Origin of the sequence: Paenibacillus mendelii, from assembly GCF_024498075.1 — a bacterium.
Taxonomy (GTDB): domain Bacteria; phylum Bacillota; class Bacilli; order Paenibacillales; family Paenibacillaceae; genus Paenibacillus_Z; species Paenibacillus_Z mendelii.
Window position 1 is genome coordinate 458,402 of record NZ_JANHOF010000002.1, and the last position, 26,401, is coordinate 484,802.

General features: G+C 51.4%; 23 protein-coding genes. 5 read left to right on the forward strand and 18 right to left on the reverse strand.

The genetic code is table 11. The features are described from left to right. Window positions 1–91: 91 nt before the first annotated feature. The 3 genes from NNL21_RS09365 to NNL21_RS09375 form a co-directional block, all read right to left on the reverse strand. Window positions 92–1,714: an ABC-F family ATP-binding cassette domain-containing protein gene (locus tag NNL21_RS09365; RefSeq protein WP_204817376.1), complete on the reverse strand. Its 1,623-nt coding sequence runs from the start codon at window positions 1,712–1,714 to the stop codon at window positions 92–94. 82 nt (window positions 1,715–1,796) lie between these two features. Further along, on the reverse strand, window positions 1,797–2,864 hold the full coding sequence (locus NNL21_RS09370; protein ID WP_204817375.1) for a Gfo/Idh/MocA family protein: 1,068 nt from the start codon (window positions 2,862–2,864) through the stop codon (window positions 1,797–1,799). 31 nt (window positions 2,865–2,895) lie between these two features. Next, window positions 2,896–3,948: an MBL fold metallo-hydrolase gene (locus tag NNL21_RS09375; RefSeq protein ID WP_204817374.1), complete on the reverse strand. Its 1,053-nt coding sequence runs from the start codon at window positions 3,946–3,948 to the stop codon at window positions 2,896–2,898. A gap of 179 nt (window positions 3,949–4,127) precedes the next feature. Here NNL21_RS09375 and NNL21_RS09380 point away from each other — a divergent pair, with 179 nt between their 5' ends. Beyond that, complete coding sequence (locus NNL21_RS09380) at window positions 4,128–5,294, forward strand: virulence factor (protein ID WP_204817373.1); 1,167 nt, start codon at window positions 4,128–4,130, stop codon at window positions 5,292–5,294. A 430-nt stretch (window positions 5,295–5,724) separates the two neighbouring features. After that, a complete protein-coding gene (locus NNL21_RS09385) occupies window positions 5,725–6,636 on the forward strand; it encodes a transposase (RefSeq protein ID WP_204817372.1) in 912 nt (303 codons plus the stop codon). A gap of 733 nt (window positions 6,637–7,369) precedes the next feature. Here NNL21_RS09385 and NNL21_RS09390 read toward each other — a convergent pair. Next, the gene (locus tag NNL21_RS09390) at window positions 7,370–9,148 is read right to left on the reverse strand and encodes an ABC transporter ATP-binding protein (protein ID WP_204817371.1); all 1,779 of its coding nucleotides are present in this window, start codon (window positions 9,146–9,148) and stop codon (window positions 7,370–7,372) included. Then, entirely contained in the window at window positions 9,145–10,884 is a 1,740-nt protein-coding gene (locus tag NNL21_RS09395) for an ABC transporter ATP-binding protein (protein WP_256555166.1), read from the reverse strand. Before NNL21_RS09395 ends, NNL21_RS09390 begins: the two co-directional genes overlap by 4 nt. Before the next feature lie 201 nt (window positions 10,885–11,085). Between NNL21_RS09395 and NNL21_RS09400 the strand changes: the two genes are divergently transcribed. Next, complete coding sequence (locus NNL21_RS09400) at window positions 11,086–11,670, forward strand: TraR/DksA C4-type zinc finger protein (RefSeq protein ID WP_204817367.1); 585 nt, start codon at window positions 11,086–11,088, stop codon at window positions 11,668–11,670. Between the two features lie 33 nt (window positions 11,671–11,703). After that, the gene (locus tag NNL21_RS09405) at window positions 11,704–12,696 is read left to right on the forward strand and encodes a YihY/virulence factor BrkB family protein (protein WP_204817365.1); all 993 of its coding nucleotides are present in this window, start codon (window positions 11,704–11,706) and stop codon (window positions 12,694–12,696) included. 106 nt (window positions 12,697–12,802) lie between these two features. Here NNL21_RS09405 and hflC read toward each other — a convergent pair whose 3' ends face one another. The 11 genes from hflC to NNL21_RS09460 form a co-directional block, all read right to left on the reverse strand. Further along, complete coding sequence (gene hflC / locus NNL21_RS09410; RefSeq protein ID WP_204817363.1) at window positions 12,803–13,669, reverse strand: protease modulator HflC; 867 nt, start codon at window positions 13,667–13,669, stop codon at window positions 12,803–12,805. After that, window positions 13,666–14,700, reverse strand: a complete 1,035-nt coding sequence (gene hflK / locus NNL21_RS09415) for an FtsH protease activity modulator HflK (RefSeq protein WP_204817361.1) — start codon at window positions 14,698–14,700, stop codon at window positions 13,666–13,668. The genes hflC and hflK overlap by 4 nt, the downstream gene beginning before the upstream one ends. A 118-nt stretch (window positions 14,701–14,818) precedes the next feature. After that, window positions 14,819–16,366: an L-glutamate gamma-semialdehyde dehydrogenase gene (pruA, locus tag NNL21_RS09420; protein ID WP_204817359.1), complete on the reverse strand. Its 1,548-nt coding sequence runs from the start codon at window positions 16,364–16,366 to the stop codon at window positions 14,819–14,821. A gap of 109 nt (window positions 16,367–16,475) precedes the next feature. Continuing rightward, window positions 16,476–17,219 (reverse strand): ABC transporter permease, encoded by a 744-nt coding sequence (locus tag NNL21_RS09425; RefSeq protein ID WP_204817357.1) that lies wholly within the window; start codon window positions 17,217–17,219, stop codon window positions 16,476–16,478. Continuing rightward, window positions 17,219–17,386, reverse strand: a complete 168-nt coding sequence (locus tag NNL21_RS09430; RefSeq protein WP_256555133.1) for a hypothetical protein — start codon at window positions 17,384–17,386, stop codon at window positions 17,219–17,221. Before NNL21_RS09430 ends, NNL21_RS09425 begins: the two co-directional genes overlap by 1 nt. Then, entirely contained in the window at window positions 17,383–17,967 is a 585-nt protein-coding gene (locus NNL21_RS09435) for an ABC transporter ATP-binding protein (protein WP_256555134.1), read from the reverse strand. Before NNL21_RS09435 ends, NNL21_RS09430 begins: the two co-directional genes overlap by 4 nt. Window positions 17,968–18,246: 279 nt before the next feature. Beyond that, window positions 18,247–18,522, reverse strand: coding sequence for a MoaD/ThiS family protein (locus NNL21_RS09440; RefSeq protein ID WP_204817355.1), 276 nt, complete (start codon window positions 18,520–18,522; stop codon window positions 18,247–18,249). Next, window positions 18,512–19,627 carry a WD40/YVTN/BNR-like repeat-containing protein gene (locus NNL21_RS09445; protein ID WP_204817353.1) on the reverse strand — a complete coding sequence of 372 codons (1,116 nt, stop codon included), beginning with the start codon at window positions 19,625–19,627 and terminating at the stop codon, window positions 18,512–18,514. The genes NNL21_RS09440 and NNL21_RS09445 overlap by 11 nt, the downstream gene beginning before the upstream one ends. A gap of 421 nt (window positions 19,628–20,048) precedes the next feature. Then, window positions 20,049–20,924, reverse strand: coding sequence for a glycine betaine ABC transporter substrate-binding protein (locus NNL21_RS09450; protein WP_373567547.1), 876 nt, complete (start codon window positions 20,922–20,924; stop codon window positions 20,049–20,051). Window positions 20,925–20,945: 21 nt separating this feature from the next. Then, a complete protein-coding gene (locus tag NNL21_RS09455) occupies window positions 20,946–21,773 on the reverse strand; it encodes an ABC transporter permease (RefSeq protein WP_204817348.1) in 828 nt (275 codons plus the stop codon). Next, entirely contained in the window at window positions 21,770–22,969 is a 1,200-nt protein-coding gene (locus NNL21_RS09460) for a quaternary amine ABC transporter ATP-binding protein (RefSeq protein ID WP_204817345.1), read from the reverse strand. Before NNL21_RS09460 ends, NNL21_RS09455 begins: the two co-directional genes overlap by 4 nt. Before the next feature lie 260 nt (window positions 22,970–23,229). Between NNL21_RS09460 and NNL21_RS09465 the strand changes: the two genes are divergently transcribed. Further along, a complete protein-coding gene (locus NNL21_RS09465) occupies window positions 23,230–23,784 on the forward strand; it encodes a GbsR/MarR family transcriptional regulator (protein WP_204817343.1) in 555 nt (184 codons plus the stop codon). Between the two features lie 71 nt (window positions 23,785–23,855). On the opposite strand, the gene NNL21_RS09470 is transcribed toward NNL21_RS09465, so the two are convergent. Both NNL21_RS09470 and NNL21_RS09475 read right to left on the reverse strand, forming a co-directional pair. Next, window positions 23,856–25,892 carry a molybdopterin oxidoreductase family protein gene (locus NNL21_RS09470; protein ID WP_204817341.1) on the reverse strand — a complete coding sequence of 679 codons (2,037 nt, stop codon included), beginning with the start codon at window positions 25,890–25,892 and terminating at the stop codon, window positions 23,856–23,858. A gap of 36 nt (window positions 25,893–25,928) precedes the next feature. Then, window positions 25,929–26,282 (reverse strand): winged helix-turn-helix transcriptional regulator, encoded by a 354-nt coding sequence (locus tag NNL21_RS09475; protein WP_204817339.1) that lies wholly within the window; start codon window positions 26,280–26,282, stop codon window positions 25,929–25,931. Between the last annotated feature and the right edge of the window lie 119 nt (window positions 26,283–26,401).

A 26,401-nucleotide genomic window follows, 5' to 3' on the forward strand; every position in this document is an offset into this window, starting at 1 on the left:
CCTGTGTCCGGACTGTTTCCGTCCGCCGCCGCTGCAAAAAAAAGAAGAGAGCCCATGTGCGGCCTCTCTTCCTTCAAAGCTTCCGATATCGTTACTCAGCCGGGTACATACGCTCGCGAAGCGCTTTGATCTCCGCGCTCTCTAAGTACTCGTCGTAGGTCATGATCCGGTCAATAATACCGTTCGGTGTAATTTCCACGATACGGTTCGCGATCGTTTGGACGAACTGATGGTCATGTGTTGTGAAGATAAGCGTGCCGTCAAAATCGATAAGCCCGTTGTTAAGGGCTGTAATCGACTCCAAATCCAGATGGTTAGTTGGTTCATCCATCAGCAGCACGTTGGAACCGGAGAGCATCATCTTGGAAAGCATGCAGCGCACTTTCTCGCCTCCGGACAGAACGCTCGCCTTCTTGAGCGCTTCATCGCCGGAGAACAGCATACGCCCCAGGAAGCCGCGAATGAACGACTCGTCTTGATCCTTCGAATATTGACGAAGCCAGTCAACCAAATTCAACTCCACACCATCGAAGTACGGCGAGTTATCCTTTGGAAAATAAGCCTGCGTCGTCGTAATTCCCCACTGGTACGTACCGCTGTCCGCTTCCACTTCACCGGAGAGCACTTGGAACAACAGCGTCTTCGGCAGCGTATTCGGTCCGACCAGCGCGATTTTGTCGCCCTTGTTAACCGTCAGCGTCAAGTTATCAAGCAGGGTAGCTCCATCCAGCGATTTCGTCAGCCCTTCGACCAGCAGCAGCTGTTTGCCTGCCTCGCGTTCCGGCTTGAAATGAATGAACGGATATTTGCGATTCGACGGACGGATGTCATCGAGTGAAATTTTGTCCAAGAGCTTCTTACGGGAAGTTGCTTGCTTGGCTTTGGACTTATTCGCGCTAAAGCGTTGAATAAACGCCTGAAGCTCTTTGATCTTGTCTTCTTTCTTCTTGTTCTGGTCGCGCATCAGCGTAAGCGCCAATTGGCTCGATTCGTACCAGAAATCGTAGTTACCTACGTACATCTGGATTTTGCCAAAGTCGATATCCGCGATGTGCGTACATACCTGGTTCAGGAAGTGCCGGTCATGGGATACGACAATAACGGTACCCTCATACCCGGCGAGGAAGTTCTCCAGCCACTCAATCGACTGCATATCGAGATGGTTGGTAGGCTCATCGAGCAGTAGAATATGAGGACTGCCGAATAGCGCTTGCGCCAGAAGGACGCGTACCTTCTCATTACCCGAAAGCTCCGCCATCTTCTTATCGTGCAGCTCAGGAGGTATACCAAGGCCGTTCAACATACCAGCCGCTTCGGATTCGGCTTCCCAGCCGTTCATATCCGCGAATTCCGCCTCTAGCTCACCTGCGCGCATGCCGTCTTCGTCGGTGAATTCCGCTTTGGTATAGATCGCGTCCTTCTCCTTCATGACGTCATACAGCTTCTTGTGGCCCATGATGACGGTCTCAAGCACTTGAAAGTCATCGTACTCATAATGGTTCTGCTTCAATACTGCGAGCCGTTCGCCCGGCGTAATATGCACTTCGCCGTTCGTTTGTTCGACTTCACCGGACAAAATTTTCAGAAACGTCGACTTGCCTGCTCCGTTTGCGCCAATAAGGCCGTAGCAGTTGCCCGGCGTAAATTTAATATTCACATCTTCAAATAACGCGCGCTTCCCGTAACGAAGCGTCACGCCGCTAGTACTAATCATCGTGCGTGATCCCGTCCTTCTCAAAAAATCTTATTTTATCGCATCATTATAGCATACGTGCTATGAAATGTCTGTCTATCCATTAATCCCACTGTAATTTCACTTCATTTCCACTCCGGGAAGATTCATATATCGCATCCAGAATCCGGTTGTTCGTATAACCGGACCATGCAGTCGTAATAGGTTCCTTGCCTTCACGGATACAGCTTATAAAATGCTTACTAAGCAGCATTCGTGCATCTTCGCCTGGTAGAGGAGCTAGCGCTGATTCAATAATAATGTTATTTTCATGCGATACCATTTTTCCAGCGCTGCCGATTATGGATGCGCCGCCGTCGGTTCCCATCAAATGCAGGAACGGATCCTCCGTAATGCCGGCAGCATGCGCCGCCCAGCTCACCTCAAGCGAAAGCGTTGCCCCATTATCGAATTTAATGAGCGCGGCGGCCAGATCCTCGACATCATAGTAGCCCTCCCAGTTCGGAGTCCCCCAGTTGCCAATACCTTTTTTGTCGGGTCCAAATTCAGCATATGTCGAACCATACACGGAGATTGGGCGCGGATTGCCCATCATGTACAGCGTCAGATCCAGCATGTGGACCCCGATATCAATTAACGGGCCTCCGCCGGATTCATCCATGCGCGTAAACCAGGAGCCCCAGCCAGGAATCCCCTTCTTGCGGAGCCATCCGGCTTTCGCGTTGTAAATTCGGCCCAGTCGGCCATTGTCAATCTCCTGCTTTAAAGCTCGGGAAAGCCCTTCAAACCGCATTTGATGTGCCATCATCAACAGCTTGCCGGATTGTTCCTTCGCCTCCACAATTTCACGGGCACTAATCGAGTTGATGGACATCGGCTTCTCCAGCAGAACATGCTTGCCGCACCGCAGTGCTTCAATAGCAAGGGGAGCATGAAATTTGTTCGGTACAGCTACGACGACGGCATCAATGTTCGGATCGTGAAGAAGCGCATCCGGGCTCTCGTGAACCTTCGAAATGCTATGCTCTTCCGCACGCTGCTGCGCATGCGGGAGAAAGGCATCTGTAATGGCAACAACGTCGACATCCGTCAATTGGCGAAAGGCTCCCATGTGCGCATTGCCGATAGCGCCAGCGCCGATAATACCAAGTCTGATAGGCTGATCGTTCATAAGATACGTAAACCTCCTCTATAGTGGCAGCTTAAGCCTTCCAAGTTTTACCATGTGGTAGAACGACCATTCGTTCCTCGTCGATTCCGAGGCGAAGCCGTTCCGCTTCCAGCCGATCGAGAGCCTCGCGCGGGGTATCATCTGCGAGTCGGAACGAGCCGTAGTGCATCGGGACGAACCGCCTGGCTCCGATGTCGGTAAACGCACGCAGCGCCTCCTCCGGCGTTACATGCTGAGGGCCCATGAACCATTCGGGCTCGTACGCACCGATTGGCATCAGGGCGATATCGATATCAAACCGTTCTCCGATCGCTTTAAAGCCATCGAAATATCCGCTGTCTCCTGCAAAATAGACCGTTGGCATCGACTTAGCGCCGATTTCGTTCTGATCTCGAACACTGTTCGCTCCACTCCGCGGTAATCCATTTGAATTCTTATCTGAATCCTTATCCGACGATTGTCCATGTAGACCGTCCGGCACGCCGCACCGCTTTGCAGCGGTTTGGATGACATATCCGCCCCAATGAGAACGATTCATATCCAGCAGCGTGCGTCTCGTCCAATGCTGCGAAGGGACGAATGTGAATATGACTCCACCGATATTAGCAGACTCCCACCAGGAGAGCTCGACTACGGAAGAGAACCCTTTGCGCCTCATCTTATCAGCCAATCCGACAGGGACAATCAACGTTTTACTGCCCTTTAAAGCTTCGAGCGATCCCATATGAAGATGATCATAGTGAGAATGGGAGATGAGCACGATGTCAATCGGCGGCATATCTGCTATTGGAATCCCCGGCATCGTCAACCGTTTTTGGAAGCCCATTTGCTGCGCCCATACGGGATCGGTGACGATATTCAAACCAGAGTGCTGAATGAGAAATGTAGAGTGACCGATCCATGTAACGGAAGGCACGTTCGAATTGCTATGCAAAAAAGGGATATCCGGTGTCCCCGATGGCACACTCCAAGTGAAATCCTTGCTCTTCATCTTACTGGCCCGCTCTTGACGCCATTTCCGCATTTCCTTAAACGATTTCAGTTTGGCGGCTGGATCCAGATTCTCGTAACGTATCGTTGCCATTCTTCCTCCTTTATAAAGCTCCTACCGTCAATCGGACGGTAACGATTACACCTACCTTCTACGATACCAACCATGAACGCTCAACGCAAATGAAGCGGGCGAAATTCGCATCCGACGATCATTTTCGATAAAATGAAATAAGGTAACGGATAAGAACGCTTTTTGGGAGGGAATACACAATGCGATTAATATATATTGAACCGACACCAAGTCCGAATACGATGAAACTCAATGTTGACGAAAAGCATCCTCATGGACGTCGAGACACGTATACGACGGATGACGCGGCGTCAGCACCGGAGCCGCTTCGCGGCTTGCTCGCCATCGAAGGCGTTCGCCGCTTGTTCCGCACGGCTGATTTCATAGCACTAGACCGCAAGCCCGGCGCAGATTGGGAGCGGATTTTGGCTGAAGCGCGGACACTCCTTCAGGCAGACGAAAGTTCAGGAAGCGGTGCAGATTCCGGACAGGAAGCGGCAACCGATAGCTTCGGTGAAGCTCATGCGCTGGTTCAGATGTATCGGGATATCCCGATGCAGGTGCGGGTTCGAATGGGAGACCGCGAGGTTCGGGCTGCAATGCCCGCAGCTTATGCCGAGGCAGTCACAGCCGCTGCAGGGGCCTCGATGATTCGTGAACGTAAGCTCGAGGAACTCGGCGTACGGTACGGCGAGCCCGAAGACATCGCAGCAGAGCTTGTCAAGGAACTCGTAGCGGCTTACCCGCAGGAGCGTCTTGACGAACTCGTTGCAGCTGCAATCGCTCAAGGCGGCAGTGTCTCAGCAGAAGACGCTCCTTCATTACCTGTGCGGCCGGAGCCGCTTTCCGCTGAGCAGCTTGCGGAGCGGATGGCATCGCCGGACTGGAGCGTCCGTTACGAAGCCCTCTCGCGCACAGCTCCACAGCTAGCGATGCTGCCGCAGCTTGCACAGGCACTCTCCGACGACAATACCTCCATCCGCAGGCTGGCTGTCGTCTATTTAGGAGATCTGCGCGTACCTGAAGCACTGCCGCACTTGTTCACGGCGCTGCGCGACAATTCCGCCTCCGTTCGGCGCACCGCGGGAGACACACTTTCCGATTTAGGCGATCCCGCCGCAATCGGGCCTATGACAGAATCGCTTCGTGACCCGAATAAGCTGGTTCGTTGGCGAGCCGCACGATTCCTATACGAGATCGGTGACGAATCAGCTCTGGAATCGCTGCGCGCAGCAGCTGACGATCCAGAATTCGAGGTCCGCCTTCAAGCGCGCATGGCAATGGAGCGCATCGAGCGGGGCGAAGAAGCTGCCGGCTCGGTATGGCAGCAGATGACGGCCCGTACACGCAGCCAAGATCAAACCTAAACGCTAGGCATAATTATCAACGTCCCTCGCTCCTCTTGATTGAAGGTGCGAGGGACGTTTTATTTTTCATTTCGGACACGCTGTCATCAAGGTTATTCGAACCTTATCTCCACTATCCCCACACGTCAGTATAAGAATAATAAGGCCCCAAAGCCCCCTTTTTAATGACTTATATCTTCTTCTATTCCTTTGGTCCACTATCCCCACTACTCAGTCGGCCCCTTTTCATAACCTTCTGGAGCTGGCTGCAATGCATTAAGGCCTCATAGATGGCGCCGCCTTAGCTCTTGGCGTAGAATTACACAAATAAAGAACGAAGTGCTTGTAATGGGAACGTTTGTTTGGTATGATTTAAACAGAACAAGTGTTCCTATTTATGAATAAACTGTTTTTTATCTTATGTTTATGTCGTTTTCACGGAGGGAATTGAATGAGTGAAACCATGAGCTTTGAGGAATTCCGTCTAACTTATCATTGCGAGGAAGCTTGTCTCGAGACTTTGTGTGCAATAAAGTGGCCTGACGGCTATTGTTGCCCCCGCTGCGCGCACCAATCCGCCTACATCATCAGAACCCGAAGGCTTCCGCTCTTCGAATGCCGTGCATGCCATCATCAAGCATCTCTTATTTCGTCCACTGTTATGGAAGGCAGTAAGACCCCTTTGCATAAATGGTTTCAAGCGATTTATTTAGTTGCCAGCCCATCAATAAACATTAACGCTACGTATTTAGCCGAACTCATTCAAGTTACCTACAAAACCGCCTGGTTAATCCTTCACAAGCTTCGCAACGCCATAAGCCAAGCCGATTCGCTAGAGATTCTTAAGGGATCTGTAAGAGTCAACGCCGCTCTCTATGGAAAACCATACAATCCTTATCACCTCTCCCATCCCCAGGAGCATCCGCTTCTGAGCGGTGCTTCTATCGACGCGCAAGGTAATATTGCTTATGTTAAAATTAAACAAGTTCCTAAGTCACATATTTCACAAACTACCATTCTTCGATCTGGAATTGATGATTTTGTACAAACCAATGTGGATCCTAAGACAGAAGACGTTACCATTGTTAAGCTGCGTTACCCGAAATTTAGCTTTAAACCCCTTTATGATTTATGTAAGAATGCAAACTTGCGCATAAATGAAACCTTTCATGGAATCGGCGGCAAGCATTTACAGGCTTATTTAGATGAATATTGTTTTCTCATCAATTTTTCTAATAAGGATCGATCAACGCTGGATCAACTCATGCGTATTTGCACGATTCTGCCCCCGATCACCTACAAAAGTTTGATTCATCGCGGCTTCACAGAGCCACGCAGAACTACCACACTTTCTGCTGCGTGAACATATCCTATCAATCGGATCGTTTCAAACTTCAAGTCCGCTCAGCAAAATGAACAATGACTAACCGGTTGAAGTTTCAATCACCTAATAGCTGCATACGTACATAGCTTAATCCCTACAGCTAACGTACTCGTTTCAGCTGTTTGGTTTCCGGCTATTTGTGATACCAAAATTCAGTGGTTTCTCAGGCTTTTTGTGATACCTAAAATTCAGTAGTTCCTCAGGCATTTGATGATACCTACAATTCGGTGGTTCCTCAGGCTTTTTGTTATGGCTGCGGTCTGTTGGTTGTCAGGTTTATTTGAAATGCTTACATCCCTCATTTCGTTTTGTCATGCTTCTTGAAAGACTGACCCTTACTTTTCTATAATTTCTCATCATTTTGTCAAAAGCATCTTAGTTCACAACATGAAGCCATTCTTTTAAAACTGAGTCTTAGGGATAGTGGCCATAAGGAGTGCAATCGGATAAAGAAGCGAGATAAAGAAGTGAAAGTAATAGTAATGAATTTGAGTGAGGAGCGTTAGGAGTGCTAGGAGTGTTAGGAGTGCTAGGAGTGTTAGGAGTGCTAGGAGTTGTTCCCTGAGCTAAGGGGATAGCGGTCATAAGGAACTGGACCACCCAAGATTCATCCTTTCTGAAGTAAATTAATTCAGATTTAATAACAAGAAGACGCACACCGTAGGCATACGTCTTCTAAGGGTAATCATCTCATCGTTGTAAAACTCTCGCTCTAGGAACCTTCTCCGAACCACAGCTTTCTGAACGAATCATTGCTTTGGATAAGCTGCTGGGCTGTCCCTTCCGCTTCGACCCGCCCGTCCTTCATCACGACGATATGGTCTGCATGGGCCAATGCTGCTTTACGATGTGACACGACAAGACACGTGGCTTCGCCACGAGCAGCGAACAGCCGGTCCCATAGCTTTTGCTCCGTCTCGACATCGAGTGCACTTGATAAATCGTCGAATACATACAGCTCTGCATCGCGAACCAGCATTCTTGCTGCTGCCGTCCTCTGGGCCTGCCCCCCGGACAGCTTAACGCCGCGTGGTCCAATCATGGTGTCCAGCCCCAATTGCAAGTGCTCCACGTCGTACTCCATTACAGCTGCGTGAATCGCCCGCGGCAAATTATCATCATGCTCAGCCAGTCCAAGAAGTATGTTATTTCTCAACGTATCACTATACAATCTGGGCATCTGTGCCGTATACGCACTTCTCGGCGGGATAAAGAAAGAACCTAAGTCCTCCACCACCCGACCGTTCCAACGAACCGTCCCTTCTGCAGCCGGAAGCAATCCAAGTAATGCGCGTACGAATGTGGTCTTACCCGATCCAATCGTACCGGTAAGAACGGTAAATGATCCTCGCTCAAGCGTAAGATCAATATCTACAATACCTCTTCCCGTATCCGGATACAGATAGCTTAACCCGCTAATTTCTATACGGTTTAGTCGATCTCCCCCCGGATCCTGGCTCTTTCCTTCCGTTTTCTCACGCTTCGCATTCCGTTCTCCTTTTGAAAGATAGAGCGGGTTAAACGCCGTCAACACATTAGCGGAAGCCCCCTGCAGCAATGCAGTTAGGCGCTTGAGCGCCACGGTCATCTGTTTGAAAAAAGTCAAAAACTTGCCGAAGTTCGTAATGAACTGCGTTACGAAAGTCAGGTAGTACACGAATACCGCAAAATCGCCAACAGTGAACGTGCCCGCTCTCATCTTCTGGGCGGCCAGCAGCAGAATTAAACCTGTTCCCAGATTGACAGAATTAGAGAAAACAGAGTCCAATACTTCAGTCATTAAACGATCCTTGAGCATTGTCTTCCGGCGATCGTCACCCAGACGGCGAAAGCGCTGTGCAACCCGATGCTCCGCGCCTGCAACCTGGATCGCCTGGACGTTGCCAAACATCTCGCTGATTGCACCCGTTACTTTGGATGTCGCTTCCCGGCTCGCAGCCCGATATTTCTGCAGTCTTGTCGTAGCCAATTGCGCTGTCGTTACCACAAGAACAAGCGGAAGAAACACAAACAACGTCATCTGAGCATCGATTCGAATCAGTATAAAACAGGATACAGCTGCAAAGCAGGTCATCCCAAACGAGTCGACCGACCAGCTCACCGCTTCTTCGGACTGGTCAACATCGTCGCGGAAATGACTGATTGCCTCCCCAGGGGAGCATGGTATAGCGCGAGCACCCGGCTGCTTCAAGACATGCTCCAAAACATTGCGCCGCAGCAGCATGCCCATTCTGAACCGGAATTGAACATCGGTTATAAAGCCCACAATAATCAGCATTACGCGAGCGACAGCCGCTCCCATCAGCATTGCAATTATTCCCCACGTGCCATAAGCAGCGGCTGATTCATTCGTCAATGAGTCGAAGAACTGCTTGGTAATGAGTCCGGGTACGATCGGAGCCAAATAAATGAGTGTCCAGGCAAGCGCATTGAAGCTGTAACGGTAGGGCCGATACATGATCAGCCTCCACAGAAATGTAAATGTACTCATGCCAGCACCTCCTCAAGACCGGTTGCAAGCATCCGGCTGAACCGTGATTCCGGATTAGCCGCCAGCTCGGCACGTCGGCCTGATTCGATTACACTACCGTTCTCTAGAATAAGAATATGATCAGCCCGCTGCACGGTCGTTAGTCGATGAGCGATTATAATGCACGAACGCTTCGTCAGCAGTTTTCCGATCGCGATCTCGATCCGCTGTTCAGTAAGCGGGTCAAGCCGTGATGAAGCTTCATCCATGATGACAAGACCTGGGTTCGTTAGAAACACGCGGGCGAATGCAAGCAGCTGTGCTTCGCCTGCAGACAATCCACCGCCTCCCGACGCAAGCTTCGTATCCAACCCTTCGGGTAACGACCCATACCAATCAAGCAGCCCCAGATCCCCCAGCACATCAAGAATCTGATCATCTGTAATCGAATCGTTGTAGAAGGTCAAATTATCCCGTACCGTACCTTCCATTATTTCAATCGTCTGGGTCACTAACGCGACCCTCTTGCGGAGCGTATTTATTTTGCATTGCCGTATGTCGACGCCTCCCACCGCTACAACTCCTTCCTGCGGATCATAAAAACGCAGCAGCAGGCGGGCAAGCGTGGACTTACCACTTCCGGTTCGGCCCAATAAACCTAGCACTTCGCCCGGCTTCAGCATGACCTGCAGCTTATCAAGTGTCGGCGCGCCTGTATCCCCTTCGTAACTGAAGGTAACATCGCGGAATTCAACGCCCAGCGGACCGTCTGGGAGTGCTGTCCCCGGTCCATCCGTAACTAATGATTGGGTGGCGAACAACTCGCGAATACGCGTAATGCTCGCATCAGCTTTTTGCAGATCTTCCATCTGGGTACGGATTTTTTCGATAGGCTTAGCCAGCAGTTCCGTATAATAGAAGATTAAATAGACCGTTCCGATTGAAATCGCCTGGGTCTTCCATAGATAAGCGCTAACAGCAAAGGCCAGGGCATTGCCGATCGCAAATATGATGATGGACGTATTCCACATCATCGCAAAGCCCAGAAACGCTTTCAAGCGAATGGGCAGCATTCGGCTCAGCATCGCATAGAACCGGTTCATCACGAAGCCCTCCGCTCCGTTCGCGCGGATATCCTCCGTACCTTCAAGCTGTTCACCAATAAAGCCATAGAACTCGGCATTGACTTGCCTCCACTGCGTCCAGATCGGTACTGCGAATTTGCGGATCCACTGAATCATATAAACGGCAAAAACGACGAATAACGTCATCCCTGCACCGATTAGCCAATTTTCCCGGAAGAGCAAGACGATGATGCCTGCCATCAGCAGCATATTGCCAACGAGATGGATAATCATGCTGGAGAAGAAATTGCTAAGCGCGTTCACATCGCCATCCACCCGTTCTATAATCGCACCTGACGTCTGAGATTTATGAAACGACATGTCCAGCGACAAGCAATGCTCCGCCAAATCTCCGCGAAGCGTATTCGTCGTCTTCCAAGCAACGTTCTCGCTTATATACGTTGCAAGAACCGAGACCACCTGATGCACAATCGAGAAGCCGATAAAAATCCCCGCTGCATAGAACAGCGGTTTCAGCTCCCCTTGCGATTGAGCGGTATCAATAAAAAAACGAATAATTTGCGGATTGACCAGCTGCAGCCCGATTGAAGCAAACAGCAGCAATGCAAGCCCAATCAACGTCTTCCTTTGCGGCAGCAGATAACGGCGCAGCAAATCGTAGTACTGACCCATGGTAACTTTCTGTTTATTCTGCACGTTAATATAAGTCCTCCCGAACATGTGATCGCTCTATTCAGATTATCACAGGGACGTTGGCCTGTTAAGCCTTTTTCCAAAATAATGAAATCCCCCCGCTTCGGAGGAATGATAGGCTGGGGGTTTACCCTACCAGTCCACGGGTAAAGAATACTGTGGAATACGAAGGAGGGACTCATGATGAATGGTCTTACAGATAAGCAGGTAGAGAAATTAAAACAGAAGTTGTCTGCAGAAATAACCGCGATCGAAACCCATTTTGAAGAAGAGCAGCCCGAGGTTGATGGAGGGTCCGCAGAATCATTGCGTGCCTCGACGGGCGAGCTGTCCACATCCGACAATCACCCCGCGGATCTCGGTACGGAAACGTTCGAACGGACCAGGGATATGGCGGTTGACCGCGCATTCGAAGAACAGCTGACTAAAATGTCGGATGCTCTCGATCGGATTCAATCCGGCGATTATGGAAAATGCCTCATATGCAGTGGTGAAATCGGGCATGACCGGCTTGAAGCCATCCCTTATACCGCCTACTGTATCGATCATACACCGAGAAAGACCTCAAGTACGGGAGAAGGTCCGGATGCAGTTACAGACGCTCCGCAGATCCCATCGCCTGATACCGACTCACTTCCAGATGGCGCGTATGGGCTGGACGATGCTGACGCTTGGCGATCGGCAGAAGATCACGGAACTTCAGACACCCCCACAAGGGAGATTGATACGGGTGAGTTGGAGCAATTACCAAAAGGGTTGAAATAAAGGGAAGTGTTCCACGAAAGGAGGACGTCTGCGATGGCAAATACCATACATCCCCCTGGCAAAGATTCACGTATCGTTACTGTGCCGCCTAAGCCCTCTAGTTCCCGCGTATCACCTAACCCGGGCCAGCGTCCTACGCTAGGCAAAAGGGCTATGAATTTTGCCCAAAGCTTATACTGCCGGATTCAAGATGATGAGGTCCCCGCTATGGGCGCTCAGCTTACGTATTACTTAATTCTGGCTTTTTTCCCGTTCCTGATCTTCATCATTGCCGTTCTCAGCTTCGCCAACCTGACGGTTAGCGACGTTATCGACGGCATACAGTTCGTGCTTCCGGAGATGTCGACCAAAACCATTACCGATGCGTTCGTGGAAATTCAACAATCCCGCAGCGGCTCCCTGCTTTCCTTTGGTTTGCTCGTCACATTATGGTCTGCCTCGAATGGTGTCAGTGCGATCATTAAGGCGCTAAACAAAGCGTACGATGTTGAGGAGTCACGTCCATTCTGGAAGGTAAAAGCCATCTCGCTGCTATTTACCATTGTATTAGCGCTTGTCATCGTATTCAGCATGGTGATGCTCATCTTCGGCCGCGTCATTGGAGATATGCTATACCGCTGGACACAACTACCGGGCAATATCGACGTCATCTGGAGCATTGCGCAGTTTGCACTGCCCATTCTGATTATGGCTACGGTCTTCGCTTCGCTCTACATGTTCGTACCAAATCTGCGCCTAACCTTCCGAGAAGTTATACCCGGCGCGCTGTTCGCGACAATCGGGTGGATCGTCACCTCGCTGCTGTTTTCGTTCTATGTAAATAATTTCGGCAGCTATAGCAAGACCTATGGGAGTATCGGCGGGATCATCGTCCTGCTGACTTGGCTATATCTCTCCAGCATCATTATTGTGTTCGGCGGCGAAATCAACGCTGTGCTCCACTTCGATAAGAACGGCAAACGAAAGGAAAACTGCAAGCAATTCTCCCTCTCCCTGCCTTTCTTCAAAAAAGATAAGAAAGCGTAGAGCTCGCCACAAGCAGCTTGCACTTATGCTATTCATCACACATACGCATGAGAACGACAAAGAACGGCACCCGCGGGTGCCGTTCCTTATGGTTACTCGATCAGAATTATTTACCCAGCAATATCTTCGCATACGGCGAATCGATCGGCAGCATAATTACCGGCTCGTTCTTCATCGTGGTGACATAGCTCTCCAACGTACGATAGAGGCTGTAGAATTGCGGGTTTTTGCCATAGGCATCATTATAAATCTTAGCCGCTTCTCCCTCGCCTTGAGCCACGATTTTCTTCGCATCCGCTTCTGCTTGGGCAATCAACTCGACGGCCGCGCGGTCGGCTTTGGATGTAATTTTCCGGGATTCCTCATCGCCCTCAGAGAGATAACGGGCTGCGATGGATTGACGGTCCGATATCATACGGTTATATACGCTCTGCTTGTTGCCTTCTGGCAGGTCAGTCCGCTTGATCCGCACATCGATGATCTTAATGCCGTAATTATCGCGTTCCAGCGCGGAAGCAATGTCTTTCGTAATTTCATCATTGATGTTACCACGTTCGGTATTCTCGCTAATAATGTTGTCATAGTTAATCTCAGACAGCTTGCGGCGCACCGTGTTGTACACCGCTTCATCAATCCGCTGCACACCGGAGCTAACGGTCTGCACGGACTTCAAGAACCGCTCCACATCCGTAATCCGCCATACCGTATAGTTATCGACGATAATCGGCTTCTTGTCCTTGGTCAGAATGGATGTTGGTTTACTGTCATAGGACATTTGGTACTTCGGAAGTGTTGTGAGGGTTTCAATAAACGGGATTTTAAAGCTAATGCCCGGCTCTTCAATGACCCGAACAGCCTCACCGAATTTAAGCACGACCTTGTATTCGCCTTCCTTGACAACGAAGGCGGAGCCAAACACGATAATCACTGCGACGATTATGATGGCAATAGATCCGTATGTCCACTTCTTCATTTTGCAGTCCCTCCTTGCGCGCCTTGTCCGCCGGCATTCGGCTGTGCCGTCGCTGACGAACCACTTCCGCCGCGCAGAAGCTCGTTAATCGGCAAATACTTGACGGTATCTCCAGATGAATCCGAAATAAAGATACGCGCGTTCGGCAATATTTTCTCCATCGTCTCCAAGATCAAGCGGCTTTCGGTAACCGCTGGACTGGCGACATATTGTGCATAGATCGCATTAAATTTGGCCACGTCACCTTGAGCGTTCAATATCCGGGATTTCTTCTGCGCCTCTGCATTCTCAATTAATGCCTGCGCTTCGCCTCTTGCTTTCGGGATCCGGTCATTCTCGTATTTGGCTGCATTGTTAATCTTCGTGTTCTTCTCCTCGCGGGCGTTGGTGACCTCGCGGAAGGCTTCCTCGACCTGGCCGCTAGGCGGTTCGATGTCTTGGAACTTAATATCAATGATATGAATACCCGTCTCATATTTCTGATGAAGCTCCAACAGCTTCTCGTAGACCTTGGTTTGGATTTCGGTCTTCCCGTCCGTAATGGCATAATCCAGCTTGGAAGCTCCAATTACGGAGCGTATCGCCGAGCTTGCCGAGTTACGCAAAAACTGTTCGGCATTATCGATGTTGTACAAGTAATTGCGAATATCGCTTATTTTCCACTGTACGACAGCGTCAGCAGACACGATATTCTCATCCCCGGTAATCATCATCGCTTCTTCATCGACCGGTGTAATCGTATTGCCTTCCTGCCGGTAGCCGATATAAATCCGCTGAGTCAAATTGGCAGGCACCTTAATAATTTGTTGAATTGGATACGGCCATTTGAATCCAAGGCCGGCCTCGCTCTCCCCTGTGTATTTCCCGAAAGTAAGAATGGCAGCCTTCTCCTGCTCTTGGACGGTATAGAACATCGTACTGCCCCATCCCAGTAAAGCCGCGATCAGCACCCCGATTACAATTTTCTTGATCAGCCCTGGCGGCATCTGGTTCGGAGGCCCCTGCTCCGGCTTCGGTACACCATGCAACATAGCTTATCCCCTCTCAAAAACGTGCGTATGGGAGTAATTACGAGAAAAGGCCTCGTTCGTTTCATTTTTTAACCATATTTTCCTTGTGAACCCGCTTTTTCATGCTTGTGAACCCTCCTTATAACCGCTCGGAAACGACCTTCGCTTGGCTGAAGAGCAGCAGATAATCACGCCCGCCCGCCTTGGAATCGGTGCCGGACATGTTAAATCCGCCGAATGGATGAACGCCGACGAGCGCTCCCGTGCATTTGCGGTTGAAATATAAATTCCCCACATGGAACCGTTCGCGCGCAAGCTCCAGATGCATGCGGTTGCGGGAAAAGACCGCACCTGTCAGGCCATACTCCGTATTGTTCGCATACTCGATCGCTTCCTCGAACGAGCGTGCTTTCAGGAACGCGACAACCGGGCCGAATATTTCCTCCTGGGCGACCCTTGCCGTCGGTGTTACATCAGCAATAACCGTCGGTTCGATAAAATACCCCCTTGGATCGCCCTTCTCCCCGCCAGTCACAAGACGGCCTTCGCTGCGTCCGATCTCGATATAGGACAATATTTTAGCAAAAGCCTTATCGTCAATGACAGGCCCCATATAGGTAGACGCCTCAACCGGCTGTCCCAGAGTCAATTGACTCGCTCGTGCCGCCACTTTCTCCAGTACGACATCGTATACTTCTTCAAGCACGATCGCTCGGGAGCATGCCGAACACTTCTGACCGGAGAAGCCAAAAGCCGAGAGCGTAATCGCTTCGGCAGCTTGGTCGAGATCGCAGTCGCTGTCGACGACGATCGTATCTTTCCCCCCCATTTCGGCAATGACACGCTTGATCCATCGTTGGCCTGCGTTCGCCTTTGCCGCCCGTTCATTAATGCGGAGCCCCACTTCACGGGAACCGGTAAAGCTGATGAATCGGGTTAGCGGGTGGTCCACTAAATAATCACCCACCTCGCCTCCCGGACCCGGCAAATAATTGACAACCCCTGCTGGGAGGCCCGCTTCTGTGAGCAGCTCCATAAACTTTGACGCAATAACCGGTGCAGCGCTTGCCGGCTTCAGTACGACGGTATTCCCGCACACAATCGCGGAGGTCGTCATACCCGCAAGAATAGCCAGCGGAAAGTTCCAAGGCGGAATGACCACCCCAACGCCAAGGGGAATATAGACAAGCTCGTTGTCTTCTCCCGTGATACGTACCAGCGGCTGGCGCTCAGCAAGCCTTTCCGCTTCGCGTCCATAATATTCCATGAAGTCGATCGCTTCTGCCGTATCAACATCGGCTTCCACCCAGCTTTTGCCCGCTTCGACAACCATCCATGCGGAAAATTCATGCTTCCGCCGACGCAGGATGGCCGCTGCTTTATAGAGATAGCGCGCTCTAGCCGCAGGGGTAACCTGCTTCCACGTTTCGAAGGCGCCGGCTGCTGCCAGAATCGCTTGCTCCGCGAGCTCCTGATCCGCCTGCTCCACGACACCTACGATCTGCTCTGTATCGGCAGGATTGACCGAATTCGACTTGTGCCCGGTTGTCACCTTCCTGCCCCCAATAATCGGCCCATACTCCCGGCCTAACTCCGCCTGCACTCCCGACAACGCGGCTAAGAACGCTTGCTTATGGCTCACTACGGAAAAATCGGTAAACGGTTCGTTCCGGAACGCTTCCATCATGCGTGCTGGCCCTCCTTCAGTCCACAAATAATCGTTCTACAACAATTTAAGCAGCTGAAGGGTCAAACATGACCATATTCCAAAAACGCGCCTTAATTTCCATTCCCGCTTACCGCAATCGTTCATCTTTCGTAAACCATAAGCGATAGCTGATCGCGCCAAGAAGAATAGCTGTCATTGTCGCCGCGGAGGAGAGGACGAACATAATCAGTATTTGATAGCGTACCGCTTCGATCGGATCCGCTCCCGCTACAATCATACCCGTCATCATACCGGGAAGTTGAACGAGACCGGTCGTCTTCATCCCGTCGAAGGTTGGAATCATGCTTGCGCGCACCGCTCGCTTGATCGCGCCTTGGATCGCTTGCTTCAGTGTAGCCCCGAGCGACAGGAGCGTTTCGATCTCTCCCCGGGAAGCCTCCATCTCCCGGTTCATCTGATTCAAGAAGAGCCCCGCTACGATCATCGAGCTTCCAATCGTAATACCGCTGACCGGAATGATGAACTGAGGTGTCGGTTCAATAATACGAAGACCAAGGAGCAGCCCCATGGTGATTGCTTCTGTACAAAACAACGTGATAGCAATCCGGAGTCGGATACCCGGGATTTGTGCAGAGCGTTGTCCGGCATTCCACGAGGCAATGATGATCATGGCAGCAATAATAAGGATGATGAATAAGGGATGCTCCGTGTTAAATATAAAATGCAAAATATACCCAATAAACAACAGCTGGAGCGCCGACCTGATCGTCCCGACCGCAATTTCCTTCTCCAGGCCAAGCTTCCGCCGGATGGATAGAAACATCGTCACCGCGACAAAGACAAGCGTACACAATAAAGCAAGATTAGACATTAGACGCTCTCCTCTTCATTGCGTGACTGCTTGATGTAGCTGCGTGCCTGATCCGTAGCCGGTCTGTCGAAAAAAACAGCGGTATCGCAATGTTCAAGCAGCTTACCTTCTGCCATAAACCAGACCGTATCGCTGACTTGCCTTGCTTGCTCCAGATCATGCGTCACCCAGACCAGCGCCTTTTCTCTTCCTGCTTCGCCCATTCGGTTAACCAGCGTTCCACGAGACGCTTACTGCCTGGGTCGAGCGAGGCCGTAACCTCGTCGAGCAGCAGGATATCGGGACTGAGCAGCATGGCCCGCACGAGGGCCGCCCGCTGCTTCTCCCCTCCGGATAAATCGGCAGCCGGCTTCCGCCAATCCACCTCACCGAGCCCAACTGCTCCCATGCAGCGTCTGGCCAACGCTTCATCGAAGGTCAACCCATGCAGCTCGCTTGCGGTCCGTAAATTCTGCTCCACCGTTCCTGGGAGCATAACGGCTTGCTGCGCCACATAACAAACCTTCCTCCGCCACTCTCTTGGTTTCCATGCCGCGCTCGGTTTCGAATGCAGTGCGATGTCTCCCCCATCCCATCGCTCCAAACGGGCCAATATACGGAGCAGGGTGCTCTTCCCCTGCCCGGATACGCCGAGCAGCGCTACCTGCTGCCCCGCTGCGACCTGAGCCGTTACCTGCTCGAATAATATCTTGGATGTATCGTCCTGCCGATGCTTCGTTACCTGCTCCATATGTAGTAATACAGTCAATACAAATCCTCCCGGACGCTCATGTCTTGTCATCACTTAACTGTAACCATTATAACGGATTCTTCTCTTCCACGCCCCCCTGCCGGGAGCTGCCACCTGACCTGCATCTGCATCTATATCTACATCTGCAATCTCTACTTTCATACATGTGCAGTCTCAACTACAGCCCCTGGATTGCGTCGCTTGATTGGTTACGAGAACTAAGAAAGGCGGCCGCACTCCGGTGAATTACCGGAATGCAGCCGCCGCAGAATGCGCAGTATTGTCAACGCCGCTGGTTCAACCGCCGGATACAGCCTGCAGAACAAGCAGCCGATCCCCCGTCTGAAGCGGAATCTGGCGATTGTCCAGCCATTCGATGTTCTCATCGTTGTAATATAGGAGCACATGCTGGCGAATCTGGCCTTCTTCATTGTACACATGGTGACGGAGCAGGGGATATTCGGCAAACAATCCTTGAATAGCCTCCTCCAGCGTGTCCGCTTCCAATGAAAACCCGCTCTTCCCGCCTGTACAATCAGCCAAAAGAAACGGCACGACAATATCAATCCTCATGTCCGTCGTCCACGATCCATGTCTTGACGGACAAAATCCGGGAAAGCTGACCGGGCAGCCGCATCCAATTCACGCCCCGGTCAAGTGAGCAATACACCTCTCCCGAGGTCGTGCCGAAATAGAGTCCATAAGGGTCCAGTTGGTCAACTTCCATCGCATCTCTCAATACGCTGACATGCCGCTGCTCCTCGGGCACAACGTCTCCAACGGGCTGCCAGGAAGGCTCGTCGCGATTCCGGCGATAGACGAGCATCTTGCCGTCCTTCATCGTACGCTGCTCCGAGCTCTCCAGCGGAATCAGGAACAGATCGCCCGTCGGCGAGACACAGATCGGGAATCCAAAGGGACTGTCCCCTTCGCGCATCGTTAACCCTTCCTCGATTGGATACCACGAGCTGCCCGCATCCTCGGATTTGAATACACCGCAATGCTCCTGCATGTACAGCGTATTCGGATTGGATGGGTCGCACGCCATCTTATGAATGCAGTAGCCCACCTCTTGAAAAGGCTGGCCCGTAGGTACGCGCGCCAATCCTTGATTGCATGTCTCCCACGTTTCACCACCATCCTCGGATCGAAACACGCCAACGGCCGACATCGCTGTCCACAGCCTTCTCGGGTTGTGCGGGTCCACCAATATCGTGTGCAAGCACATTCCCCCTGCTCCCGGGTACCATCCCGGTCTGGACGGGTGCTTGGTCAGACCGTCAAGCTCCCGCCATGTTTGTCCGCTATCCCGACTGACGAACAGTCCCGCCTCCTCGACACCTGCATACAGCGTGTCCGGCTCCGATGGGGCCCCCGGAGCAATCTGCCAGATCCGGCTTAGCGAAAATCCGCTCTCTTGCGAATACTTCGGTCCTTCCACAATTTGGGTCCACGTTTCTCCCATGTCGTCGCTGACGCGAATGGTCGCCCCATATGCCGCATGAGATGTACCGGCATAGATGCGCTGCCTTCCATTACGGCTGTCACCAAACACGCTGTAAGCCTCCCAGCCATTCAAATAAGGGCCCTCAAGCTTCCACTGCCGCCTGTCCTTGTCGGACGAATAGATAAATACGCCTTTATTCGTTCCAACCAACAATTTGACCAGTTTTCCCAAAGAAATGCCTCCTCTACTGGAATGAGTGCTTTCTCAACAGCTTGCCGTTACAGCCGCTCCGCTTCGCTCTTCACTGTCCGTCAGACTGTCATGCGAATGTATATTCGCTTTTTTGTTGGAAATTCCTTCTATTTGCTCTAATGAAATTAAATTTCTCCATAAAAAGAGGAGTGTCCACGACAAAAACGCATCGTAGACACCCCTTACCCTTCCTTACATGTGCAGCTTTCACTTTTTCTTAACAGATGCAAGTCTTCTTATCTCGCACCCTGCTTGCCGACAGCTTCCACCTATGAATGTATTTGTTCCAGCCGCAAGCAGCAATCATCTCTTCAGGCGCCCACCGGATCACCTGCTTGTTTGGTTTTACAACATTGTAGCATACAAGGTCCGGTTCATACCCTTAAGCTGTCATAGGGAATTATTCATTGCCCTTCAGCCATTGATTAACCTTGTCGCCATGATCATTAACCCATTTGCTGGCGGCATCCTCAGGGGATGCTCCGTCTTGGATCTCAACCATGACGGCAGCCATATCCTCTGGCGTCCACTCGAATTGATCCAAGAAGAGATGCGCCGACGGCTGATCATCCTTCAGACCTTTGCGAGCAATTGTATGAATCTGCTCCGCGCCTCCGTAAGTGCCCTTCGGATCGTCCAAATATTTCAGGTCCATCTTGGCGAACATCCAATGCGGCGTCCAGCCGGTAATCACGATCGGACGCTTCTCGTCATAAGCCTTCTGCAGCTCCTGCGCCATCGCCGCGGAAGAGCTCTCTACAAGCGTATATGAATCCAAACCGTAATCCGACATCGCCTTCTCAGTCGCCATCATAATGCCCGCACCGGGTTCGATGCCGATAATCTGATTGTTAAGCGATTTGGCCATCTCATCCTTCTTCAAATCATCGATCGTTGCAATGTCCATATACGCGGGAACGGCAAGTCCGGTCTTGGTGCCATCCAGGTTCGGCCCCAAATCTTCGACATCTGCTTTATATTTCTCTACATATGAGGCATGCGTGCTCGGCAGCCAGGCAGCTACCATGGCATCCGCACTGCCATCGGCAATGCCTGCCCACATCGGACCTGCATCAACCTGCAGCAGCTCTACTTTATAGTCCAGCTTCTTCTCCAGCACTTCTTTCACGACATAGGTGCTGGCAATTTCCGAATCCCAGGCGACGTATGCCAGCTTAATCTTCTTAGAGGACGATGACGATCCATTCGAACAACCTGCGAGAACAGCAACGACAAGTACAGCACTAATCAATAGACTCCATTTCTTCAATACAATAACACTCCTTATGGTTTGTGATTATTTCTTTTTAAATACGTTCTGCGTTAAGCGATCCAGCAAAATGGCCATAATGACGATCGCAATACCAGCCTCGAAGCCGATACCGGTTTTTGCCTGCGTTACGGCCCGATATACGTAAGCCCCGACCCCCTGTGCACCGATCATGGACGAAATAACGACCATCGACAGCGAGAGCATAATCGTCTGGTTGATACCCGCCATAATAGACGGCATCGCGATCGGGAGCTGAAGCTTAAACAGCTTCTGGCCCGGTGTGGAACCGAACGCATCAGCCGCTTCCACAAGCTCTTCCGGCACTTGGCGAATGCCAAGATTCGTCAGGCGAATCGTCGGCGGTATGGCGAAAATAATCGAGGCGATGACGCCCGGCACAACCCCTAACGAGAAGAAGGAAACCGCTGGGAGCAGATAAACGAAAGCCGGCATCGTCTGCATGAAATCCAATATCGGCGTTACCGTATTGCGCACGGCATTATTTCGCGCACATGCGATCCCGATCGGCACGCCAATAACAATCGATAATATGGAGGCAGTCAGCACCAGGGCTAACGACTGCATGGACTGTGACCAGAATCCTAAGTTGTCGATCAATAACAGCCCTATGAAGGCGAACAAAGCGATTTTCCAGCGTCCAATCCAGTAAGCGAGTGCGGTGATCAGAACAATCAGCAATAGAGTGGGAACCGCGGTCAATACAAATTCCAGCGATCCTACCATTGCTCCAATAATGGCCTTGATCGTGTCAAACAACGGCCTGAGGTTGCCTGTCAACCAATCCTCCAGTGATTCAATCCATTCGCCCAGCGGCAGCTTCGGCAGACTCATACGACCTCACCTGCTTCCGGTATGGCATTCCCCGCGAGAGCGGATAGAACGGCTCCCTTAATGACGATGCCCTTCAAGATGCCCTGCTCGTCAACGACGGACACCGGCAATTTCGTTGTGCTCATCATGTCGAACAGCTCATTGAGCAGCGTGCCCGGGAGAATCGTCGGAACGTCAACCTGCATGACCGCTTCCAGCGGCTTCAGCTCCTTGATCGCCTGAGCTGCATCCTCGGCTGTGACGACGCCGAGCAGCTTCATCCCTTTATCCATCACATACAAGCTGGATACGCCGCTGTCCCGCATAAGCTGCAGGGCAACACGCGGTCCGCGCTCCAGCGTAATGGTCTCGGGCTTGCGCATCACATGAGCGGCAGTCAGCACCTTCGATAAATCAACATCTTCCACAAAACGCTCTACATATTTGTTGGCAGGTTGAATGAGGATTTCTTCGGGGGTACCGATCTGGACGATCGCGCCGTCCTTCATAAGTGCGATCCGGTCGCCGATTCGCAGCGCCTCATCCAAATCATGCGTGATGAACACAATCGTTTTCTTCATCTTGGCCTGCAGCTGAAGCAGCTCATGCTGCATATCTTTGCGGATTAGCGGATCCAATGCGCTGAAGGCTTCATCCATGAGCAAAATATCAGGGTCGTTCGCCAGCACACGGGCAAGACCCACACGCTGCTGCATCCCCCCGCTCAGTTGGTCCGGCCGGCTGCTTTCCCATCCGTTCAAGCCGACCAGCTTGAGCGCATTCATCGCAAGCTCGGTCCTCGTTTTCTTATCAACGCCTTGTATTTCAAGACCATATTCCGCATTCTGCAATACGGTACGGTGCGGGAATAAACCGAATTTTTGAAAGACCATACCGATATTTTTCCGGCGGAATTGGCGCAGCTGCTCCGGGTTCATGCGCAGCACGTCCATCCCGTTGAAGAGCACCGCTCCTGCGGTCGGTTCGATCAGACGGTTCAACAGCCGCACCAGCGTTGACTTCCCGCTTCCAGAAAGACCCATAATAACGAAAATTTCACCTTGTTCGATTGTGAAATTCGTCTGATTCACGCCGACAGTGAGCTTATGCTCCTTCAATATTTTCTCTTTGGACCAGCCTTGATTCAGCAGGGACAGCGCCCGTTTGGGATCAGGGCCGAACACTTTGGTCAACTGTTTGACCTCCAATATTGACATACGGACCTCCTCTAAATATGATTTTTCACTAGGTTCTTGCTCGGTCTAACCAGCTTAACGTTCCTTGCTCATAGGGGTCAAAGACTATAATCTGTTTATTTTGTACGTACAGTTTAAACTTTACGTACTATATGTACTGAATACTCTGTATTCCATACACTTCCTTACATATTGCGTTCTTTACTTCCCGGATCAGATATGCTTACAATACAGAATAGAGGTTTGCAGCTGACGAACCCCATTCCTCGGGAGGGAACTTCATGAACGATCTATCAGACATATCGGCCGAGCACGCCATTAAAATTCAAAAAAACCGTGAACGCGTAATCGACACCATCGGCAAAAACATGGATTTATACGGCATTACGTTGTCAATCGGGCACTTATACGGTCATATGTATTTCAATAACGGGCCTGTCACCTTGGACGAGCTGAGCGAGTCTATGGGAATGAGCAAGACGTCGATGAGCACGGGAGTCAGAACCTTGATGGATTTGAAGATGATCGAGAAGGTATGGGGCAAAGGGTCACGGAAGGACCTTTACGAAGCTGTTCCGGATTGGCACCAGAATTTCACCGACTACTTCTCTCTCAAGTGGCGTAAAGCCGTGGAGAGCAACATGACCGCCCTCTCAAGGTCGCTCAATGAAATTCGGGATCTGCAAGCAAGTGTAGAAGGAAACGGGAAACTCCGCAGTATTCTCGAATCGGACGAGTCCAAGATTACACAAGCCATCGAGTATTACAAGTGGCTTCTGAAGCTGATCGAATCGCTGGAAACAGGTAAAATATTCGAATTTATCCCTAAACAATAACGAGCCGTGCACGGTATACAAAAAAGACACAGATCCGATGATGGATCCGTGTCTTTTTTGTGCTTCTCGCCTTATATTCGTTCCACCTGTACCCGTCCGGAGAAGAAGACGGCGCCTCCGCCCATGTCTGCAATACGGTCCGGGGTAAGGGCGTTGACCGTGCGCTTGCCTCCGGCCGCGTCCGCCCATAAGCCTTGACTGACGACGACGCCCGGCAGGACGTCCTCTCCGACGGCAGCGGTAAGCTCGCATTCGCCCCGCAGGTTCGAGATTCGCACCATATCCCCGCTGGCAATTCCGCGCTCAGCTGCATCCGCTGCATTCATATGCAGCCGCGGCATTTTCTCCAGCCGAATATGCTTCTCGTTCAGAGCGAATGTGGAATTCAGGAAGTTATGGTTCGGTGCGGGAATGAATAAGAAAGGCAGATCCCCGTCCTCTACCAATGGTGTATACGTAGGCAGCGGCGGGTGCCCTCTGCGCTTCATTGTTGCGGAATAGAGCTCGATCTTCCCGCTCGGGGTTCTTAACCTGCCGGGAAAGAGTGGCTTCGTTCTCCCCTTCGCATACTGCTTCTCCGCCAGTAATTCATAGGTGATGCCCTCTAAGCTTGGGTTCGCGGGGTAATCGAGCGCCTGCCGAATCAGATCCTCATCCGTATCCTTGAGCGGCTGATCCTCAAAGCCCATCGCATCCGCCAATAAGCGAAAGACCTCCGTATTGGACCGGCTTTCTTCATAAGGCTCCACAACCGGCTGCTGAATTTGAATGTAATGATGCCAGTACGAATGGTACAAATCCGTATTTTCAAAAGAAGAAGTAGCCGGCAGCACAATATCCGCATACTTGGCCGTCTCGGTCAGGAACAGGTCATGGACGACTGTAAACAGATCCTCCCGTTCCAACCCCTGCCTCACCTTATTCGCATGCGGCGCAACGATGGCCGGATTCGAATTGTACACATAGAGCGAACGGATCGGAGGCTCCGTATCTAATAGCGTCTGGCCCAGCAGGTTCATATTGAACCTGCGCGTCTTCGTCTTAAGCAGGTCCGGCCGCTGCAGAGCAGCAGAATTATGGCTGAGGTAGGCACCGTTCCCTTTGATCGCTCCTCCGCCCCGCCGCAGCCACTGGCCCGTCAAAGCAGGCAGACAGCTGATCGTCCGCACGTTCATTCCGCCGTTGTCATGATGCTGCAGGCCGTTGCCGATGCGGATGAAGGAAGGAGACGTCTGTCCATATAACCGTGCCAGACGGTATAAGTCTTCCTGGGAGACGCCCGTAATCGCTGATACAACGGCCGGGTCATACTGGCGGACATGCTCACGCAGCTCCTCATGGCCAACCGTATATTCACGAAGGAACTCCTCGTCCACCATCTCCTCCGCAAACAAAATATGCATCATACCAAGAGCGAGCGCCGAATCGGTGCCCGGTTTGATCGGGATAAACCAGTCCGCCCAGCGGCCGGTCTGATTCTTATGCACATCGATCACGACAATCTGCGCGCCATTCTTCCGCGCTTTCTCCGCAAGTGTAACCTGGTGCATGTTCGTGCTGACCGCATTAATGCCCCACATGATGATGAACTTCGCATGTACGGTATCCTCCGGATCGGTCCCGAAGCTGCCGCCCATGGTATAGCCGTAGCCTTCCGATCCGGCCGCTTCGCATATCGTATATTGCAATCGGCTTGCACCAAGCCGGTTGAAGAAACGGCGGTCCATCCCTTCCGTGCCGATGCGGCCCATATTTCCGTAGAAGCTGTAGGGAAGAATAGCCTCAGCGGCTTCCGCAGCGATCAACGCTTTCCAATTCGACGTAATCGTCCCCACCGCTTCTTCCCATGAAATTCGTTCGAAGCGCCCTTCGCCTTTCCTGCCGATCCGCCTCAGCGGATAGCGCAGCCGCTTCGAATCATAGATCCGCTCCGTCATATTCCGGACCTTATTGCATATGGCGCCCTCTGTGACAGGGTGGCTCGGATCCCCCTCGATCTTCGTGATTCTCCCCGCTTCCTTATGAATCAGAAGACCGCACTGATCTGGGCAATCCAGGGAACAGACCGACGGAAATACGCCGTTTGGCTGATTAACATAGGATGTCATTCCGGGACTCCCCCTCATCAATCTTCTTCCTTATCATTACTTCCATACAACCTTCTCCCCATAATCTTTGCCCCAGCTGTACATCATCTGCAGAATCGGCATTAAGCTCTCCCCATACGGCGTCAGCGAATATTCGACGCGCGGCGGTACCTCCGCATACACTTTGCGGTCGACCAATTGATCGTCTTCCAGTTCGCGAAGCTGATTGGTCAGCATTTTTTGAGTGATGGACGGGATTCTCTTCTTCAGCTCGCTGAACCGCTTAGTCCCCTCAAGACCCAGATGCCACAGAATGATCAGCTTCCATTTGCCGCCGATAACTGCAAGTGTCAATTCCTTCTCGCAATTGATTTCCTTTAAATTTATCCGTTCTTTCAACACGTTTGCCATTGTCGATCACTCCCTTGAATTTGCATTCGCCAGCGTACATGACGAACCATCTCTTCCAGCCCCTGCAGACTCTTCTGCCCGAACATCAGCCGAGATGCCACGCCAGGCCCAATAGTATC

What these genes read in the sequence shown, in the direction of transcription:
- NNL21_RS09400 (WP_204817367.1), top strand. Translation starts at nt 11,086, where the DNA reads ATGATGAATGGTCTTACAGATAAGCAGGTAGAGAAATTAAAACAGAAG.
- NNL21_RS09470 (WP_204817341.1), bottom strand. Translation starts at nt 25,892, where the DNA reads ATGACATCCTATGTTAATCAGCCAAACGGCGTATTTCCGTCGGTCTGT.
- hflC (WP_204817363.1), bottom strand. Translation starts at nt 13,669, where the DNA reads ATGAAGAAGTGGACATACGGATCTATTGCCATCATAATCGTCGCAGTG.
- NNL21_RS09395 (WP_256555166.1), bottom strand. Translation starts at nt 10,884, where the DNA reads ATGGGTCAGTACTACGATTTGCTGCGCCGTTATCTGCTGCCGCAAAGG.
- NNL21_RS09370 (WP_204817375.1), bottom strand. Translation starts at nt 2,864, where the DNA reads ATGAACGATCAGCCTATCAGACTTGGTATTATCGGCGCTGGCGCTATC.
- NNL21_RS09440 (WP_204817355.1), bottom strand. Translation starts at nt 18,522, where the DNA reads ATGAGGATTGATATTGTCGTGCCGTTTCTTTTGGCTGATTGTACAGGC.
- NNL21_RS09405 (WP_204817365.1), top strand. Translation starts at nt 11,704, where the DNA reads ATGGCAAATACCATACATCCCCCTGGCAAAGATTCACGTATCGTTACT.
- NNL21_RS09455 (WP_204817348.1), bottom strand. Translation starts at nt 21,773, where the DNA reads ATGAGTCTGCCGAAGCTGCCGCTGGGCGAATGGATTGAATCACTGGAG.
- NNL21_RS09460 (WP_204817345.1), bottom strand. Translation starts at nt 22,969, where the DNA reads ATGTCAATATTGGAGGTCAAACAGTTGACCAAAGTGTTCGGCCCTGAT.
- NNL21_RS09390 (WP_204817371.1), bottom strand. Translation starts at nt 9,148, where the DNA reads ATGAGTACATTTACATTTCTGTGGAGGCTGATCATGTATCGGCCCTAC.
- hflK (WP_204817361.1), bottom strand. Translation starts at nt 14,700, where the DNA reads ATGTTGCATGGTGTACCGAAGCCGGAGCAGGGGCCTCCGAACCAGATG.
- NNL21_RS09380 (WP_204817373.1), top strand. Translation starts at nt 4,128, where the DNA reads ATGCGATTAATATATATTGAACCGACACCAAGTCCGAATACGATGAAA.
- NNL21_RS09465 (WP_204817343.1), top strand. Translation starts at nt 23,230, where the DNA reads ATGAACGATCTATCAGACATATCGGCCGAGCACGCCATTAAAATTCAA.
- NNL21_RS09375 (WP_204817374.1), bottom strand. Translation starts at nt 3,948, where the DNA reads ATGGCAACGATACGTTACGAGAATCTGGATCCAGCCGCCAAACTGAAA.
- NNL21_RS09365 (WP_204817376.1), bottom strand. Translation starts at nt 1,714, where the DNA reads ATGATTAGTACTAGCGGCGTGACGCTTCGTTACGGGAAGCGCGCGTTA.
- pruA (WP_204817359.1), bottom strand. Translation starts at nt 16,366, where the DNA reads ATGATGGAAGCGTTCCGGAACGAACCGTTTACCGATTTTTCCGTAGTG.
- NNL21_RS09385 (WP_204817372.1), top strand. Translation starts at nt 5,725, where the DNA reads ATGAGTGAAACCATGAGCTTTGAGGAATTCCGTCTAACTTATCATTGC.
- NNL21_RS09425 (WP_204817357.1), bottom strand. Translation starts at nt 17,219, where the DNA reads ATGTCTAATCTTGCTTTATTGTGTACGCTTGTCTTTGTCGCGGTGACG.
- NNL21_RS09475 (WP_204817339.1), bottom strand. Translation starts at nt 26,282, where the DNA reads ATGGCAAACGTGTTGAAAGAACGGATAAATTTAAAGGAAATCAATTGC.